We start from the raw sequence: 15,095 nt of genomic DNA on the forward strand, positions 1-15,095 counted from the left end.
GCCGTGGGTTCCCTCCGGCCGGAAGTGGGGGTCCGGCGGGGAATTTCGAACTGCCGACCCCGACCCGAACTGCCGACGTGAGCGGCTGACGGCGGCTGTCGCGTCGTCGGCGCGTACCGATGCCGGTGGTTCGGGGTGCGGGCGCTAGGCTGTGGGTCGCCTTCTTCGTCGAAGCGGCATGCGCTTGTAGCTCAGTGGATAGAGCAACCCTCTCCTAAAGGGTAGGTCGGAGGTTCGAATCCTCTCAGGCGCACTTTGGTAAGGAAATGTTCATACGCCCAGGTCGCACGCTTCCTCGGAAGCCACGCCAGGGTTCTTGGGGCGGACGTACGCTGACGTCGTGACCTCCCCTGACGTCGAACCGCGCCTGGACTCAGCCGACCCGGCGGAGCAGTTCGCCGCCTACCTCGACCACTACCGCGCGGTGGTGGTCCGGAAGCTCGACGGGTTGACCGAGGCCCAGCTGCGCGAGAGCCGGCTGCCGTCGGGCTGGACCCCGCTGGAGCTGCTGACTCACCTGGTGCACATGGAGCGGCGCTGGTTCGTCTGGGGGTTCCTGGCCGAGCAGGTCGCGCACCCGTGGGGCGACAACGTCGACGACGCCCCGGAGAGCCCCTGGCACGTGCCCGACGACGTGAGCCGCGACGAGCTGGTCGCCGACCTGCACGCGGGCGGCGCGCGGACGCGCGAGATCCTGGCGGGCCACGACCTCGCCGCACGGGCGGCCGTCGGCGGGCGGTTCGCGGCGGACGACGAGGTGCCGACCCTCCTGTGGATCTGCTTCCACGTGCTGCAGGAGTACGCCCGGCACGCCGGGCACCTCGACGTCGTGCGGGAGCTGGCGGACGGCTCGACGGGGGAGTAGCACCTACTAACCTCGCGGGTCGCGCTACTACCTCGCGGGGACACGTACTACCTCGTGGGGCCCGGTACTACCTCGCGTCAGTCGGCCTGGGCGTGGGCGATGTGCGCGAGCTGTCGCCACACGAGCACGAGCGTGAGGCCGGCGCCGACGAACCCGAACCACATGGGCGCGGTGAGGCCCCAGTGCTCGGCGAGCACGCCGCCGATCGCGTTGCCCACGACGATGCCGCCGAACACGCACATCATGTAGACCGAGCCGACGCGGCCCTGGAAGCGGGTGGGCGTGGCGCGCTGCCGCACCGTGTTGGACACGGTGCCCCACACGAACGAGTACGCGCCGAAGACGAACAGGATCGCCATCGCGGCCCAGCCGGTCGTCGCGAGGGCGAGGGCGAGGTGGAACAGCACCTCGAGCGTCAGGCACACCTTCATGAGGGCGGACAACGACCACCGCCGCTCGAGCGAGCCGTACGAGAACGTGCCGATCAGCCCGCCGACGGCGGCGGCCGTGGTGAGCAGTCCGTACCCGACGGGGCCCATGTGCAGGTAGTCCAGCGAGTACTTCACGAGGATGCCCCACGGTGCCGCCCACGTGGCGTTGAAGACGAGGATCACCAGCGCGAGGGTGCGTACGGGCGGGTTGGTCCAGATCCAGCGCAGCCCCTCGGCGATGTCGTGCCGCACCTTGCGGGGCGTGGCCGGGTCGGCGCCGTCGGCCGGGGGTACGGGCGTGAGGACGACCTTGCTCACGAGCAGGACGGCGAGCAGCACGGTCAGCACCTGCGCGGCGAACGGCCACGCGGCCCCTGCGGCGAAGAGCGCGGCGCCGAGCGGCGGCCCGACGAGCTGGTTCGCGGTGAGGAACCCGGCCTGCAGGCGCGCGTTGCCGGTGCCGAGGTCGGCGGGCCGCACGAGCATGGGCAGCAGGGTCTGGGACGTGGTGTCGGCGAAGACCTCGGCCACGCCCATGAGCAGCATGGCCGCCAGGACGACGCCGATGTTGACGTGCCCGGTCACGATCACCACGCAGAGCGCGGCGACGACGACGGCGCGCAGCAGGTTGGCGACGATGACGAGGCGGCGCCGGTCGAGGCGGTCGGCGAGCACGCCGGCCCACAGGCCGAACACGAGCCACGGCAGGCGCTGCAGCATCGCGGCGAGCGCGACGAGCATGGCGGAGCTCGTCTGCGAGGCGACGAGGAGCGGTCCCGCGGCAAGGGCGACGCCGTCGCCGATGTTGCTCACCCACGACGCCGACATCAGCCACCGGAACCCGGTGCCCATGCGTGCGGGGGCCACCGCCTCGACCATTCTTCTCACGGGCGCCCAGCCTAGGTGCCCCGGGCAGGCGCCCCTCCTCTGATTTTCCTCAGACGGGTTGCGAGGTTCGCCCCCGTCCCTTATTGACGTCGTCCCTGCTGGGCGGCACACTCTCGGTGACAGCGCGCATCGCCCGCCCCCTGCGCGGTGCGCGCTGTCCCTTGCCGGGCCGAGCCCGGCCCGACGCCCCTTCGGACCCCCCGCCGAGGGGGCGTCAACACGCTCCCGTCCTTCGCACCCCTCGCGGGTCCCCGGGAGCGTGTGCTCCGGCGGTTCCTCGGCGCGCCGACACCGGCGCGGCGGCAGCCCGTTCTACCGTGCTGGCGTGAGAGCCGCCCGACGATCCACCGCCACGACCGCGGTCGACCCCTCTGCCGGGGCACCCGCCGCGCCGGACCCGTCCCCGCGGACGGGCGCGGACGGCGGCCCGGCGGCGGGACCCGACCACCCCGACGACACCTCCGCGCGCGACGCCGCCGGCAGCCGGTCCCCGCGACCGCCGGGCCCGTCCGGTGCCGACGGCCGCCGCGAGAGCGCGTCGTCCGCGGCGGCGGCCTCCGTCGAGGCCGCGACGCGCCGCTGGCGCGCCTCCCTGGTGGAGATGGTGGGCGGCTCGTCCCTGTCCGACGTGGGCCTGCTCGGCGAGGCGATCGTCGACCTCTCGAAGGCGCACCCGAACGGGGTCGCCGGGCTGTTCGCGGGGCGCCCGACCCGCCTGTCGAACCTGGTGCGCGAGGGCGAGGCGCTGCCCGCCGCGCGGCGTCGGGCGCGGGCGGTGGCGGCCCGCGCAGCCGAGCACGCGTCCCGGTACGGCGTCGCGCCCACCTACCTCGCGATCGGCGTCGCCACCTGGACCGAGCACGACGACGGACCGGAGGTCCCGTTCGGAGGCGGCGGGCCGCAGCGGCACGACGTCGCGGCGCTCGCGCGGGTCGCGTCGTCGGGCACGACGACGGCCGCCCCTGCGGACGGCGACCCGGCCGACGACGCCGACCGTGGCGACGGAGACGGGGCGGAGCCGGGCGCAGCACCCGCGAGCGACCAGGACGGCGCCCCGGTCACCGGGGCTGCCGAGGGCCCCGTGGCCCCGGAGGACCAGGACGCCGAGGGGCCCGCGCTGACGACGTCGATCCCCGTCGTGTCGATGGCGGCACGCGAGCCGGTCGCCGCGCCGCGCGCGACGCCGTCGGACCCCGACGCCGCGATGCCCGCCGGCCGCGTGGTGCACGCGCCGGTCGTGCTGCGACCGGTGACGCTCACCCCGCGCGGGGACGGCGGTGCCGACTACGACCTCACGCTGGAGCCGACGGTCGAGATCAACCCCGTGGTGGCGCGCACGCTGCGTGCGCACGGGGCGCTGCTCGACCCGGCGGCGCTCGCCAAGGCGACGTTCACGCTCGCCGGCTTCGACCCGACGGACGTGCTGGCGCGGGTGGCGGCGCTGGGCGAGGCCGTCCTGGACGACTTCCAGCTCGACCGCCGCGTGCTCGTCGGCACGTTCGTGCACCCCGGCCAGGCGCTCGTCGACGACCTCGACCAGCTCGCGCCGTCGCTGCACCGGCACGAGGTGGTGGCGGCGCTCGCCGGGGTGGACGACGCGGCGCAGCGGCTGGCCTCGCTGGAGCTGCCGGCCCTGCGCCGGGGCGACGCGGACCCGACGCGCGAGCGGGGCGTGGGCGACCTCGACCCGCAGCAGCGCTCCGTGCTGGACGCGCTGGCCACGGGCGGGCACCTGTTCGTCGACGCCCCCGTCGGCTCGGACGTCGCGGGCACTCTCGCCGCCGTCGTCGGCGAGGCGACCGCCGCGGGCCGCTCCGTGCTCTACGTGACCGGCCACCGGCGTGCCGCCGACCGGCTCGCGCTGCGGCTGGAGTCCCTCGGGCTGGAGAGCCTGCTGCTCGACGTGCCGCCGCACCCCACGTGGCGCGAGGACGTGACCCGACGGCTGCTGTCCGCGATGGCGAGCGAGCCGGAGCAGGTCGACGTGGACGGCACCGCGCGCGTACGTGACGCCCTGATCGGCACGCGCTCCCAGCTCACGGGATACATCGAGGCGCTGCACCAGCCGCGCTCGCCGTGGCAGGTGTCCGCGTACGACGCGCTGCAGGCGCTCGCGCGCCTGACCGCCGAGCGGCCCGCGCCGTCGACCACCGTGCGGCTCGCCTCGGAGTCGGTGCTCGCGCTGACGCCGGAGCGACGACGCGAGGTCGCCGCCGGGCTGGAGCGGGCCGCCGCCCTGGGCGCGTTCACCCTGCGACCGGCGTCGACGCCCTGGTACGGGGCGCACCTGATGACCGACGACGACGCCCGCCAGGCGCTGGTGCGCGTGGAGCGGCTGCGCGACGTGACCCTGCCGCAGCTGCGCCGCCAGCTCGCGTACACGGGCGAGGTCACGGGCCTGACGACGCCGACGACGGTGCGCGGCTGGGGCGAGCAGCTCGCGATGCTCGGCGGGATGCGCAGCACGCTCGACCTGTTCCACCCGATGGTCTTCGAGCGGACGGCGGCCGACCTCGTGCAGGCGACCGCGTCGCGGCGCTGGCGGGCCGAGCACGGTATCGAGATGGGCTGGTTCGCGCGCCGCCGGCTGCACAAGCGCGCCAAGGACATGGTGCGCCCCGGCGTGCGGGTGCCGAACCTGCACGAGGCGCTGGTGCAGGTGCAGGAGCAGCGCGACGTCTGGGCCGAGCACGCGCAGCGCGGCGGCTGGCCGACCCTCCCCGAGGGGCTCGCGTCCATCGAGGACACGTACGAGGCCGTGCGCATCGACCTCGAGGCGCTCGAGCCCGTGCTGGCGCCGACCACCCTGGGCGGCCACCTCCTGGACCTCGACCTGGACGGCCTCGCGGAGCGCCTGCAGCGGCTGGCGAGCCACGCCGACTCGCTGGCCGTGCTGCCCGAGCGCACCAGCCTGCTGCGTGCCGCGCGCGCCGCCGGCGTGGGCGACCTCGTGGACGACCTCATCGACCGGCGCGTGCCCGGCGACCTCGTCGCCGCGGAGCTGGAGCTCGCCTGGTGGTCGTCCGTCTTCGAGCAGCTGCTCGCCGGCGACCCCGTGCTCGCCGGGCAGGACGGCGTCGGGCTCGACGCGCTCGCGCGCCGCTTCCGCGACCTCGACCGCGAGCACCTCGCCGCGCTGTCCCAGCCGGTGCGCGTGGCGGCACGGGCGCACCTCGGGACCGCGATGCGCGAGGACCGGGACTCCGCGGAGGCCCTCTTCACGGAGCTCATCGAGGGCCGGCTGACGACGCTGCGCGACCTCGCGGAGCGGCACGGCGACATCCTGCGCCGCCTCCGCCCCGCGCTGGTCGCGACGCCCACCCTGGTGCCGCACCTGCTCCCCGAGCACCGCACGGCCGACGTCGTGATCCTCGACGCGGTGCAGCACGTGCCCACGGAGGTCGTGGTGCCCGCCCTCGCGCGCGGACGGCAGGTCGTCGTGGTGGGGGACCCGCGGTCGGCGTCCGGCACCAGCGTGCACGAGCTGTCCGCGCTGCTGCCCACGGTGACGCTGCAGCCGCACGAGCACAGCCGCGACCCGGAGCTGACCCGCCTGCTCGCCGCGCACGGCTACGAGGGGCTGCTGCGCCCGGCGCCACTGCCGCGCGCCGAGCCGCTGGTGCACCTCGACGTCGTGGAGGGCACCGGCATGCCGGACCCGGTCTCGGGGAGCGTGGAGAGCACGCAGGCCGAGGTGGACCGCGTGGTCGAGGTGTCGATCGAGCACGCCCTGACCCGCCCGGAGGAGACGTTCGCGATCGTCACGGTGACGGCCGCGCACGCGGACCGGGTGCGCGAGGCGCTGCTCGCGGAGGTCCGCGCCAACCCCGCGCTGGCGCCGTTCTTCTCGGGCTCGCGGCCCGAGCCGGTCGTCGTCGCGGACATCACCGGCGTGGCCGGGCTCTCGCGGGACACGGTGCTGCTGTCCGTCGGCTTCGGTCGGACGCCGCACGGCCGCGTGCTGCACCGCTTCGGTGTGCTCGGCGAGGCCGGGGGGGAGGCCATGCTGGTCGGCGCGCTGGGCGCCACCCGCAAGCGGCTGCACGTCGTGTCCTGCTTCACCGCCGACGCGCTCGACCCCGAGCGCCTCCGCAGCGCCGGCCCCCGGCTGCTCGTCGAGACGCTGGAGCTGGCCGAGCGCCGGTCCGGCGTCGCCGACCAGGTGCGGCTCGGGAACGGCGTCGACGTGGGTCGCGCGCCGGACCGCCTGCTCGTCGACCTCGGCGAGCGGCTGTGGAAGCTCGGCTACCTCGTCGAGACCGACTACGGCGCCCCGGACGGCGATCGCATCCCGCTGGTCGTGGGCCACCCCGACCTGCCGGGCGAGCTGCTCGTCGCCGTGCTGACCGACGACGCCGCCTACGTCGCGGAGCCGTCCGTGCGCGTGCGGGACCGGCAGCTCGCCGAGCGGCTGGAGCGCCTGGGCTGGGTCGTGACGCAGGTCTGGTCCGCCGCCGCGTTCCTCGACCCCGACGGCGAGGCCGACCGGGTGCGCCGGCTCGTGCAGCGCGTGCGTGACGAGCGGATCGGCACCGCCGGCGGCGTCGTGCCCCCGCGCGAGGTCGTCGTGCCGGTGCTCCCGGACGAGGACGAGCCGCCCGTCGACCTCGGCGTCGCGCCCGACGTCGTCGAGGTCGCCGTCGAGGACCTGGCTGTGGCGCCGGTGCGGAACGACGATCTCGAGACCGCCCCGATGGACGCCGCGACCGTGCTGGACGGCGATGCCGCCCCGGCGGACGGCGCGGCGGTCCAGGACGAGGCCGGGGTGGACGCCGACGACGTGACGTCGGACGAGGCGGACGCCGGGACCTCGGCCGGCGACGAGGGCGAGGCACGGCCCGAGGCCTGACAGGACCGGCGGGCGATGCCCGACAATGGTCGGGTGAGCGACTCCACCGCACCGGCCGGCCCGGCGTCCGGCACCCCGACGGGTGAACCGACCCCGCGCAAGCGGGTGCGGCGCCGTGTGGTCCGGCAGGGCACGGAGCGGGAGACGGTGCCGGGCGAGACCGCCGACGACCGTGGCGGTCACGACGACAACGACGATCGCCTGCTGCGCGACGTGCCGCCGCACTGGGGCCGGCGCTGACGACGCGGTCGGCAGGCCCCGGGGACCAGGTCTCGACGGGCTCGGCCGGCGGCGTCGGTACCGCGGGTCAGTACCGCGAGCGGCCGGACTGCGCGGCGAGCAGGTCGCGGATCTCCTGCAGCAGGACCGTGTCCTGCGCCAGCGGCTCCGGCTCCACCTCCTGGCCGCGGGCGCGGCGCTCGGCGAGCTTGTTCAGCGGCATCACGATGGCGAAGTACAGCGCGGCCGCGACGATGAGGAAGTTGAGGACGGCGTCGAGGAAGCCGCCGACCGACAGCACCGACGGGCCGATGTCGCCGTGCGCGCCGCGCAGCGTGATGTCCCAGAGGTTCGTCAGGTCGGGCTTGCCGAAGATCGCGCCGATGATCGGGTTGAGGATGTTGTCGACCATCGCCGTCACGACGGCGGTGAACGCGCTGCCGATGATGATGCCGACGGCGAGATCGACGACGCTCCCTCGCATGATGAATTCCTTGAAGCCTGCGAACATGCTCTTCACGTGATTCCCCCTGTGGTGCGGCGCGCCCGGGCGAGCCGGGCGTGGGCTGACGGTCGCCGATTCTCGCGGGGGACGCGGCGGGCTGCAACGGCGGCCGCGATCGGGTCACCGCACGAGCACCGCGCCGACGGTGCCCCACCCGGACGCGGCGGACAGCCCCGGGGCCTCGCCCTTGCTCACCGCCACGAGGGTGACGTCGGCATCCTGGGACGCCGGCGCCGCGCCCGCCAGCAGGCCGCCGTCGACCGGCTCGACGGCGTCCGGCCGCGGCAGGACGAGCGCGCGCCGCGCGAGGTAGGCGTCGTCCCGCTCGGTGTCACCCTCGTCGTCCGCACGGTCGGTGCCGGCGGCCCGCGCGGCCTCGCCGGTGAGGACCAGGTCGACGCGGTCGCCCGGCCGCAGCCAGCCGGCCGCGGTGTCCTCCAGCCGCACGGGCACCACGACGGTCCCCCGCGGGGCCTGCGCGACCACGCCGCCGCCGGGCAGCAGCCCGGGGTGGAGGGGGACCCCGGCGGGCAGCGCCGTCACCGGCGTGCGCCCGACGAGCTCGGCGGGGTCCGTGGCGACGCCGTCGGGGGCGAGGGCGTCGGCCACCGCGACGGTGGTGAGATCCGCTGCGGCCACGGGCTCGCCCGCCGGGAGCGCGCGGGCGGGGACGACGACGTCCACCGTGGGCGGCGGGGCCGGCCGCACCGCCTGCACGACGGCGGCGGCCGCGAGCCCGCAGCAGACGGCGGCGAGCACGAAGCGCACCCGCCAGAGCAGGGACCGCAGCCGGCGTGCGACCCGGCGCCGCCAGGCCGGGCCACCGGGGTCGGGCGGACGCGGGGGCCCGGACCGTGGTTCCGGGGCGCGGCGGATGTCGGGTCGGGGGAGCGTGTCGAGCGGCGGCATGCGGGCGACGCTAGGTCGCCCGGTCGCCGGACGTCGGTGCGGCGCGACAGCCTGTGGACGGCGCCGGCCTGGGGGCAGCGTCCGCGGTCGGGACCGCCGCGACGGCGTCGTCGACCGGGGACCGCCGGACGATCAGGAGGAGGCGGCCTTGGACGTGCTGGACGACCCGGACGACGAGGTGCTCGACGAGCTGGTCGAGGACGAGCCGCTCGAGGACGAGTCCTTGCCGGAGGAGCTGCCCGAGGAAGCGGACGAGCCGCTCGACGACGAGGAGCTCGAGGACGAGCCGGAGCCCTTGCCCGACCCGGACCGCGAGTCGGTGCGGTAGAAGCCCGATCCCTTGAACGTCACGCCCACGGAGCCGTACTGCTTGCGCAGCGTCCCGCCGCACTCGGGGCAGACGGTCAGCGAGTCGTCCGTGAACGACTGGTGGACGTCGAAGGCGTGGCCGCAGTCGGCACACCGGTACGCGTAGGTGGGCACGTGATCTCCTCGTGGCGGACGCCGGCACCCGCCGGGAGGGGCGCGATGCTGGCACTCAGGTGATGCGAGTGCCAATCATACGCCGGACGGTAGTCTCGCCTGCGTGTCAGCGACCGTCACCCCTGCAGAACCCGGAAACCCGTCCGAGCCCGACCCCTCCCAGGACGTGACGGAGACCGAGGAGGCACCCCGCCGGCGCTCGCGGCTCCGCAGCGCCGTCGTCGGTGTCGCCGTCGTCGTGGTGCTGGCCCTCGTGGCCGGCACGGTCTTCACCGTCGTCACGCTGCGCCGGCCGCTGCCGGACCACGAGGGCTCGCAGCAGGTGCCGGGGCTCAGCTCCGCCGTCGAGGTGCGACGCGACGCGCAGGACGTGCCGCAGGTCTACGCGGACACCCCCGAGGACCTGTTCCGCGCCCAGGGCTACCTGCAGGCGCAGGACCGCTTCTTCGAGATGGACTACCGCCGCCACGTGACGTCCGGCCGCCTCGCCGAGCTCGTCGGCGACGTCCCGGAGGCGATCGAGGCGGACAAGGTGACGCGCACCTTCGGGTGGCGTCGCGTGGCCGAGCAGGAGTGGAACCTCGTCTCGGACGAGTCGCGCGAGTACCTGCAGGCCTACGCGCAGGGCGTCAACGCGTACCTGGAGAGCCGCGACCCCGAGGAGCTCGGCGTCGAGTACACGGTGCTCGGGGCGCGCGTGGACGTCGCCGAGCCCGAGCCGTGGGACCCGGTCGACTCGCTCGCCTGGCTCAAGGCGATGGCCTGGGACCTGCGCGGCAACTACGACAGCGAGCTCGACCGGGCCCTGGCGTACAGCACCCTCGGCGAGACCGACCTGGTCGACGAGCTGTTCCCGGCGTACGCCGAGAGCGGCAACCGGCCGGTGCTGCGCAACCGCGACCTGGACAACGAGCGGCCCGCGCGGGCGTCGGGCGACGCGACGGAGGGCGACGACGCCGGTGCCGACACCGGGACCGACGCCGAGCTGACGTCGGCCCTCACCGGCCGCGCGACCGGCGGGGCCGGCGAGGCGACCGCCGCGCTGGGCGCCGCCGTCGAGTCCACGCGCAGCGCGCTGGACGCGGTGCCGGTGCTGGTGGGCCGCGGCGACGCGGCGGGCTCCAACTCGTGGGTCGTGTCCGGGGAGCACACGGAGTCGGGCGAGCCGATGCTCGCGAACGACCCGCACCTCGCGCTGTCCGCCCCCGGGATCTGGTCGCAGGTGGGCCTGCACTGCAACGAGGTCTCCGCCGAGTGCCCGTTCGACGTCGCCGGCTTCTCGTTCGCCGGCTTCCCGGGCGTCGTCATCGGGCACAACGGCGACCTCGCGTGGGGCCTGACCAACATGGGCGCCGACGTCACCGACTTCTTCATCGAGCGGGTGCGCGGCGACACGTGGCTGAAGGACGTCGGTGCGGAGCAGTGGGAGCAGCTCGACACCCGCAAGGAGACCATCCGGGTCGCGGGCGGCACCCCGGTCGACATCACGGTCCGCAGCACCGAGCACGGCCCGATCGTCTCGGACGTGCTCGAGGTCGGGGACGTCGTGGGCTCGCCCACCTCGGAGGGCACGGAGTTCGGCGAGTACGCCGTCGCCCTGCAGTGGACGGCGCTGCAGCCCGGCCGCACGGCCGACGCCGTCTTCGCGTTCGACACGGCGAAGGACGCCGACGACGTGCGCGCGGCGGCCGCGCTGTTCGAGGTGCCGGCTCAGAGCATCGTGTTCGCCACCACGGACGGGCACATCGGGTACCAGGCGCCGGGCCGCATCCCGGTCCGCTCCGAGGTGAAGGGGCCCGTGCCGTCCGACGGCACCTGGCCCCGCCCCGGCTGGGACCCGCGCTACGACTGGCAGGGGTGGGTGGACGACGACGACATGCCGCGCGCGCTCGACCCGGAGGAGGGCTTCGTCGTCGCGGCCAACCAGGCCGTGCTGCGCGACGGGGCGCGTCCCTATCTCGCGGACGACTGGGACTACGGGTACCGCTCGGAGCGCATCCGCACCCTGCTCGCCCAGCAGATCGCGTCCGGCCGGCCGTTCACGGCCGAGGACATGAACCGCATCCAGAACGACGACTGGTCGGCGTTCGCGGAGGCACTCGTGCCCACCCTGCTCGACATCGACCTCGACGACTCCTACGTCGCCGCCGGGCAGGACCTGCTCGCGGACTGGGACTACCGGATGGACGCCGACTCCCCGGCGGCCGCCTACTTCGCCGCCGTGTGGCGCAACCTCCTGCAGGAGGCGTTCTGGGACGACCTGCCCCCGAGCATGCGCCCCGACGGCGGGTCGCAGTGGCTCCTGGTGGTGAAGTCGATGCTGGACCGGTCCGAGGACGCGTTCTGGGACGACCGCACGACGGCGAACGTCGTCGAGTCGCGCGACGAGATCCTCACGCGGGCCCTGACCAGCGCGCGCCGCGACCTCACGGTCGAGCTGTCCAAGGAGCCGACCGACTGGGACTGGGGCACGCTGCACACGCTGCAGCTCGAGCACCCGGTGATCGGCGGCGAGGCGGTGCCCGGCCTGGTGCGCGACCTCGTCAACCCGGACCCGGTGAGGATGCCCGGTGGCTCGTCCATCGTCAACGCGACCGGGTGGGACGCCGGCACCGGCAGCTTTGCCGTGACGACCGGCCCGTCCATGCGGATGGTGGTCGACATGGCCGACCTGGACGCGTCGACGTGGGTGACCGTCACCGGAGTGTCCGGCCACCCGGCGTCGTCGCACTACGACGACCAGCTCGACGAGTGGGCCGCGGGGAAGACCTTCGCGTGGCCGTTCACCCGCGAGGCGGTCGAGGAGTCGGCGGAGACGCGCGCCACGCTCGTGCCCTGAGCGGCCGAGCGGCCGTCGAGCACCCGACGAGCCCCGGACGTCCCGACGTCCGGGGCTCGTCCGCGTCTCGGCTCAGAAGTCGTCCGCGAAGGCCTCGCCGTAGGCGTCGGCCCACGCGAGCTGCTGCGCCAGGTCGCCCGCGTCGACGACCTGGTCCGACCCGGCGGCGGGCGGGGTCGTGGAGTCCTCGAGCAGCGCGATGCCTGTCACGGCGGTGGCGGTCGCCGCGACGAACGCGACCCCGAGCGCCACGACCGTGCGGCCCGGGCCGCGCCACCAGCGGCGCACGACCCCGTGCGGCCCGGTCGGGTCGTCGGCCCGGGCCGGCGACGGGGCGTCGGCCGCGCCGTCGTCCCCGGTGACGGCGAGGAGGGCGTCGAGCTGTCGGGGCGTCAGCCGCTCGAACGCCTCGACGACGGCGGGCGACAGGCTCCGGCCGGCGCGGTGGTCGGCCTCCCGGAACCGGGCGAGCGCCTCCTGGTCGGCGCGGTCGAGGCGGGGCGCGGTGGTCATGGTGTGGTCTCCGAGGTCTCGTCGAGGTGGGTGTCAGCGGCCCGGCGCGCGGGTGACGACCTGCTGGAGCACCCAGCCGTTGCCGTCCGGGTCGGCGAACGACGCGTAGGTGGCGTAGCTGTCGGCGGCCGGGTGGGGGCCGGGCACGCGGTGGGCGTCCCCGGCCCAGTGGAAGACGCCGTCGGCGTCGTGCCAGAGCTCGCTCACGTCCGCCCCGCGCTCGCGGAGCTCCTCGCGGGCCGTGGCGATGTCGGTCGTGACGAGGTGCAGCCCCTGGAGCGAGCCGGGGGCGGCGTCGGTGAGGTGCTCGCCGAAGATGACGGACGCCCCGGATCCCGGGGGAGTGACCTGGACGACGCGCAGACCCCGCTCGCTGCGGAAGTCGGCGTCGAGGCGGAAGCCGAGCGCCGTGTAGAAGTCCTTCGCGCGGTCCACGTCGGAGACGGGCAGGACGACGATCTCGAGGGCGAGCTTCATGGTGTTCCTCCGTGTTCTCGGAGACCGGCGTCACCGGTCTGACTGGTGACGACCTTCCTCCGATCGCCGTCACCTGTCAAAGTGGTGATGGTCACGCGTTCCTGTCTTGCGCGGCCTGGTGTCACCTGCCAGGGTGGTGACGTGATCCATGCCTTTCCCTGCGGCACCCTCGCGCTCGACTTCGTCGGCACGCTCCGCGCACGCCGCAACGACGAGCCCACCGAGAAGCTGGCGTCCGCCGCGGGCCTCGACGCGTGGTGCGTGGAGTCGGGACTGCTGTCCGCCGCCCCGTCCTCGGGCGCGGCCGACGTCGAGCGCGCCGTCGAGCTGCGGGAGGCGGTCTACGCGCTGATCTGGGCGCGGCTGCACGACCAGGCCCTGCCCGCCGGGGCGGTCGAGACGGTCAACCGCTACGCCGCGGACGCGCCGCTGGTCCCGGTGCTGACCGACGCGGGATGGTCACGGGTCGGTGGCGCCGGGCAGGTGCTCTCCCAGCTCGCGCGCGAGGCCGTCGAGATCGTCGGCGGGGACGCCGCCGCGCTGCTGCGCGAGTGCGGGCGGCCGGAGTGCACGCAGGTCTACCTCGACCATTCCCGCGGTCGGCGCCGCGAGTGGTGCTCGATGGCCACCTGCGGCAGCCGGATGAAGGCGGCGGCCTACCGTGCGCGGCAGCGCGCGGGCGCGGGCGCCTGACCCGTCAGGCCCCGGCGACGGCGGGGAGCTCCCGCCAGCCGTCCGGTGTGACGACGGCGTGCACGGGCACGTCGTGCTCCTCGGCGGGCAGCGGGTGGGTGGCGGAGTCGTAGAGCTCCTCGGGGAAGACGAGCGCGACGACGGGCACGCCCGGGCGGCGGATCTTCAGCAGCCGGTCGTACCAGCCGCCGCCCTGGCCGAGGCGGACGCCGCGGTCGTCGACGGCGAGGGCGGGCGCCACGACGACGTCGGCCTGGGTGATGGCCTCGGCGCCGAGGGCGGGGCCGCTCGGCTCGGGCGGCCGGCCCGGGGCGCGCTCGAGCAGGTCGTCGGGCCCGGCGTACTCGGCCCAGTCGCGGGCCAGGCCCGCGCCGAGCACGGGCAGGAGCACCCGGGCGCCGCGCGCGGCGAGCTGCTCCAGCAGGACGTGCGTGCCCGGCTCGGTGGGTCGCGAGACGTAGGTGGCGACGACCGCGGCGTCGCGGACGGCGGGCACCGTGGCGAGGACCTCGGCGAAGGCGTGCGCGGCCTCGTCACGCAGGCGCGGGGAGCGCTCGGCGCGGTGCGCGCGGATGGCCCGGCGGAGCTCTTCCTTGGCGTCCGCGGCCTCCATCCCGGCGACGACGGGGTACGGCTGGTGTGCTCTCGATCCGTTGCGGTCGCCGTGCATGGGGCCATTGTGGCAGGGTCCCGTCCGGGGAGTTCCCGGCGCGCGCCGGAGACGCCGAGAACGGCTCCGGCCCGCGGGCAGGGGTGGGAGCGTCGGGACGGAACGAGGTGGCATGACGCACAAGCTCGCCCGCGGATGGGTCGTGTCCCGGCCGTGGCCGGTGACGCTGCGCGAGGACGGGCCCTCGGGCACCGTCGTGCTGCGCCCGCTGCGCCGCAAGGACGGCCCCGAATGGTTGCGCCTACGATCGGCGAACGCGAGCTGGCTCGAGCCGTGGGAGGCGACGTCGCCGGGGGAGCGGCCCGCCGTGTCGACGTTCGGCGACTACCTGCGGGCACTGTCCACCCAGGCGCGCGCGGGCACGACGCTGCCGTTCGCCGTCGAGCTCGACGGCGCCCTGGTGGGGCAGCTCACCGTGTCCCAGATCGTCTACGGCTCCCTGTGCTCCGCGAGCATCGGGTACTGGGTGTCGCGCGAGGTCGCGGGTCGTGGCGTCATCCCGACGTCGGTCGCCATGGCGGGCGACTACTGCCTCGCCGTGCTGGGGCTGCACCGCATCGAGATCAACATCCGCCCCGAGAACGCCCCGAGCCTGCGGGTGGTGGAGAAGCTCGGGTTCCGCGACGAGGGCGTGCGCGAGCGCTACCTGCACATCCAGGGCCGGTGGCGCGACCACCGCACCTTCGCCCTCACCACCGAGGACGTGCCGGAGGGCCTCCTGGCCCGCTGGCAGCGGGTGCGCGACGGCGACTGA

General features: G+C 75.2%; 13 protein-coding genes, 1 tRNA gene and 1 pseudogene. 8 read left to right on the forward strand and 7 right to left on the reverse strand.

The window, feature by feature from the left end:
* Positions 1-180 precede the first annotated feature (180 nt).
* Together ACFQ8T_RS14400 and ACFQ8T_RS14405 are read left to right on the forward strand one after the other, a co-directional pair.
* A tRNA-Arg gene (locus ACFQ8T_RS14400) sits at positions 181-253 on the forward strand.
* An 87-nt stretch (positions 254-340) separates the two neighbouring features.
* A complete protein-coding gene (locus ACFQ8T_RS14405; protein ID WP_430547207.1) occupies positions 341-865 on the forward strand; it encodes a DinB family protein in 525 nt (174 codons plus the stop codon).
* Positions 866-942: 77 nt separating this feature from the next.
* Here the strand turns inward: ACFQ8T_RS14405 and ACFQ8T_RS14410 are convergent, their stop codons facing one another.
* Complete coding sequence (locus tag ACFQ8T_RS14410; protein WP_430547315.1) at positions 943-2,175, reverse strand: MFS transporter; 1,233 nt, start codon at positions 2,173-2,175, stop codon at positions 943-945.
* 334 nt (positions 2,176-2,509) lie between these two features.
* Between ACFQ8T_RS14410 and ACFQ8T_RS14415 the strand changes: the two genes are divergently transcribed.
* Complete coding sequence (locus tag ACFQ8T_RS14415; protein ID WP_430547208.1) at positions 2,510-7,033, forward strand: hypothetical protein; 4,524 nt, start codon at positions 2,510-2,512, stop codon at positions 7,031-7,033.
* Between the two features lie 33 nt (positions 7,034-7,066).
* Positions 7,067-7,273: a hypothetical protein gene (locus ACFQ8T_RS14420; RefSeq protein ID WP_430547209.1), complete on the forward strand. Its 207-nt coding sequence runs from the start codon at positions 7,067-7,069 to the stop codon at positions 7,271-7,273.
* 67 nt (positions 7,274-7,340) lie between these two features.
* Here ACFQ8T_RS14420 and mscL read toward each other — a convergent pair whose 3' ends face one another.
* Both mscL and ACFQ8T_RS14430 read right to left on the reverse strand, forming a co-directional pair.
* The gene (mscL, locus tag ACFQ8T_RS14425; RefSeq protein ID WP_430547316.1) at positions 7,341-7,763 is read right to left on the reverse strand and encodes a large conductance mechanosensitive channel protein MscL; all 423 of its coding nucleotides are present in this window, start codon (positions 7,761-7,763) and stop codon (positions 7,341-7,343) included.
* Positions 7,764-7,877: 114 nt separating this feature from the next.
* A complete protein-coding gene (locus ACFQ8T_RS14430; RefSeq protein WP_430547210.1) occupies positions 7,878-8,666 on the reverse strand; it encodes an SAF domain-containing protein in 789 nt (262 codons plus the stop codon).
* A 148-nt stretch (positions 8,667-8,814) separates the two neighbouring features.
* On the opposite strand from ACFQ8T_RS14430, the gene ACFQ8T_RS14435 reads away from it, so the two are divergent.
* Positions 8,815-8,994: a hypothetical protein gene (locus ACFQ8T_RS14435; protein WP_430547318.1), complete on the forward strand. Its 180-nt coding sequence runs from the start codon at positions 8,815-8,817 to the stop codon at positions 8,992-8,994.
* 14 nt (positions 8,995-9,008) lie between these two features.
* On the opposite strand, the pseudogene ACFQ8T_RS14440 reads toward ACFQ8T_RS14435, so the two are convergent.
* Positions 9,009-9,149: pseudogene (locus ACFQ8T_RS14440) on the reverse strand (FmdB family zinc ribbon protein); the annotation flags it as partial.
* A gap of 103 nt (positions 9,150-9,252) precedes the next feature.
* Here ACFQ8T_RS14440 and ACFQ8T_RS14445 point away from each other — a divergent pair.
* On the forward strand, positions 9,253-11,988 hold the full coding sequence (locus tag ACFQ8T_RS14445; protein ID WP_430547211.1) for a penicillin acylase family protein: 2,736 nt from the start codon (positions 9,253-9,255) through the stop codon (positions 11,986-11,988).
* 72 nt (positions 11,989-12,060) lie between these two features.
* On the opposite strand, the gene ACFQ8T_RS14450 is transcribed toward ACFQ8T_RS14445, so the two are convergent.
* Both ACFQ8T_RS14450 and ACFQ8T_RS14455 read right to left on the reverse strand, forming a co-directional pair.
* Positions 12,061-12,501, reverse strand: a complete 441-nt coding sequence (locus tag ACFQ8T_RS14450; protein ID WP_430547212.1) for a hypothetical protein — start codon at positions 12,499-12,501, stop codon at positions 12,061-12,063.
* Positions 12,502-12,534: 33 nt separating this feature from the next.
* Complete coding sequence (locus ACFQ8T_RS14455; protein ID WP_430547213.1) at positions 12,535-12,978, reverse strand: VOC family protein; 444 nt, start codon at positions 12,976-12,978, stop codon at positions 12,535-12,537.
* Positions 12,979-13,119: 141 nt separating this feature from the next.
* Here ACFQ8T_RS14455 and ACFQ8T_RS14460 point away from each other — a divergent pair, with 141 nt between their 5' ends.
* The gene (locus ACFQ8T_RS14460) at positions 13,120-13,671 is read left to right on the forward strand and encodes a CGNR zinc finger domain-containing protein (RefSeq protein WP_430547214.1); all 552 of its coding nucleotides are present in this window, start codon (positions 13,120-13,122) and stop codon (positions 13,669-13,671) included.
* 4 nt (positions 13,672-13,675) lie between these two features.
* Here the strand turns inward: ACFQ8T_RS14460 and ACFQ8T_RS14465 are convergent, their stop codons facing one another.
* Entirely contained in the window at positions 13,676-14,341 is a 666-nt protein-coding gene (locus tag ACFQ8T_RS14465) for a 5-formyltetrahydrofolate cyclo-ligase (protein WP_430547215.1), read from the reverse strand.
* 112 nt (positions 14,342-14,453) lie between these two features.
* On the opposite strand from ACFQ8T_RS14465, the gene ACFQ8T_RS14470 reads away from it, so the two are divergent.
* On the forward strand, positions 14,454-15,095 hold the full coding sequence (locus ACFQ8T_RS14470; protein WP_430547216.1) for a GNAT family N-acetyltransferase: 642 nt from the start codon (positions 14,454-14,456) through the stop codon (positions 15,093-15,095).

The organism is Isoptericola sp. NPDC056618, assembly GCF_042792715.1.
Classification (GTDB): domain Bacteria; phylum Actinomycetota; class Actinomycetes; order Actinomycetales; family Cellulomonadaceae; genus Isoptericola; species Isoptericola nanjingensis.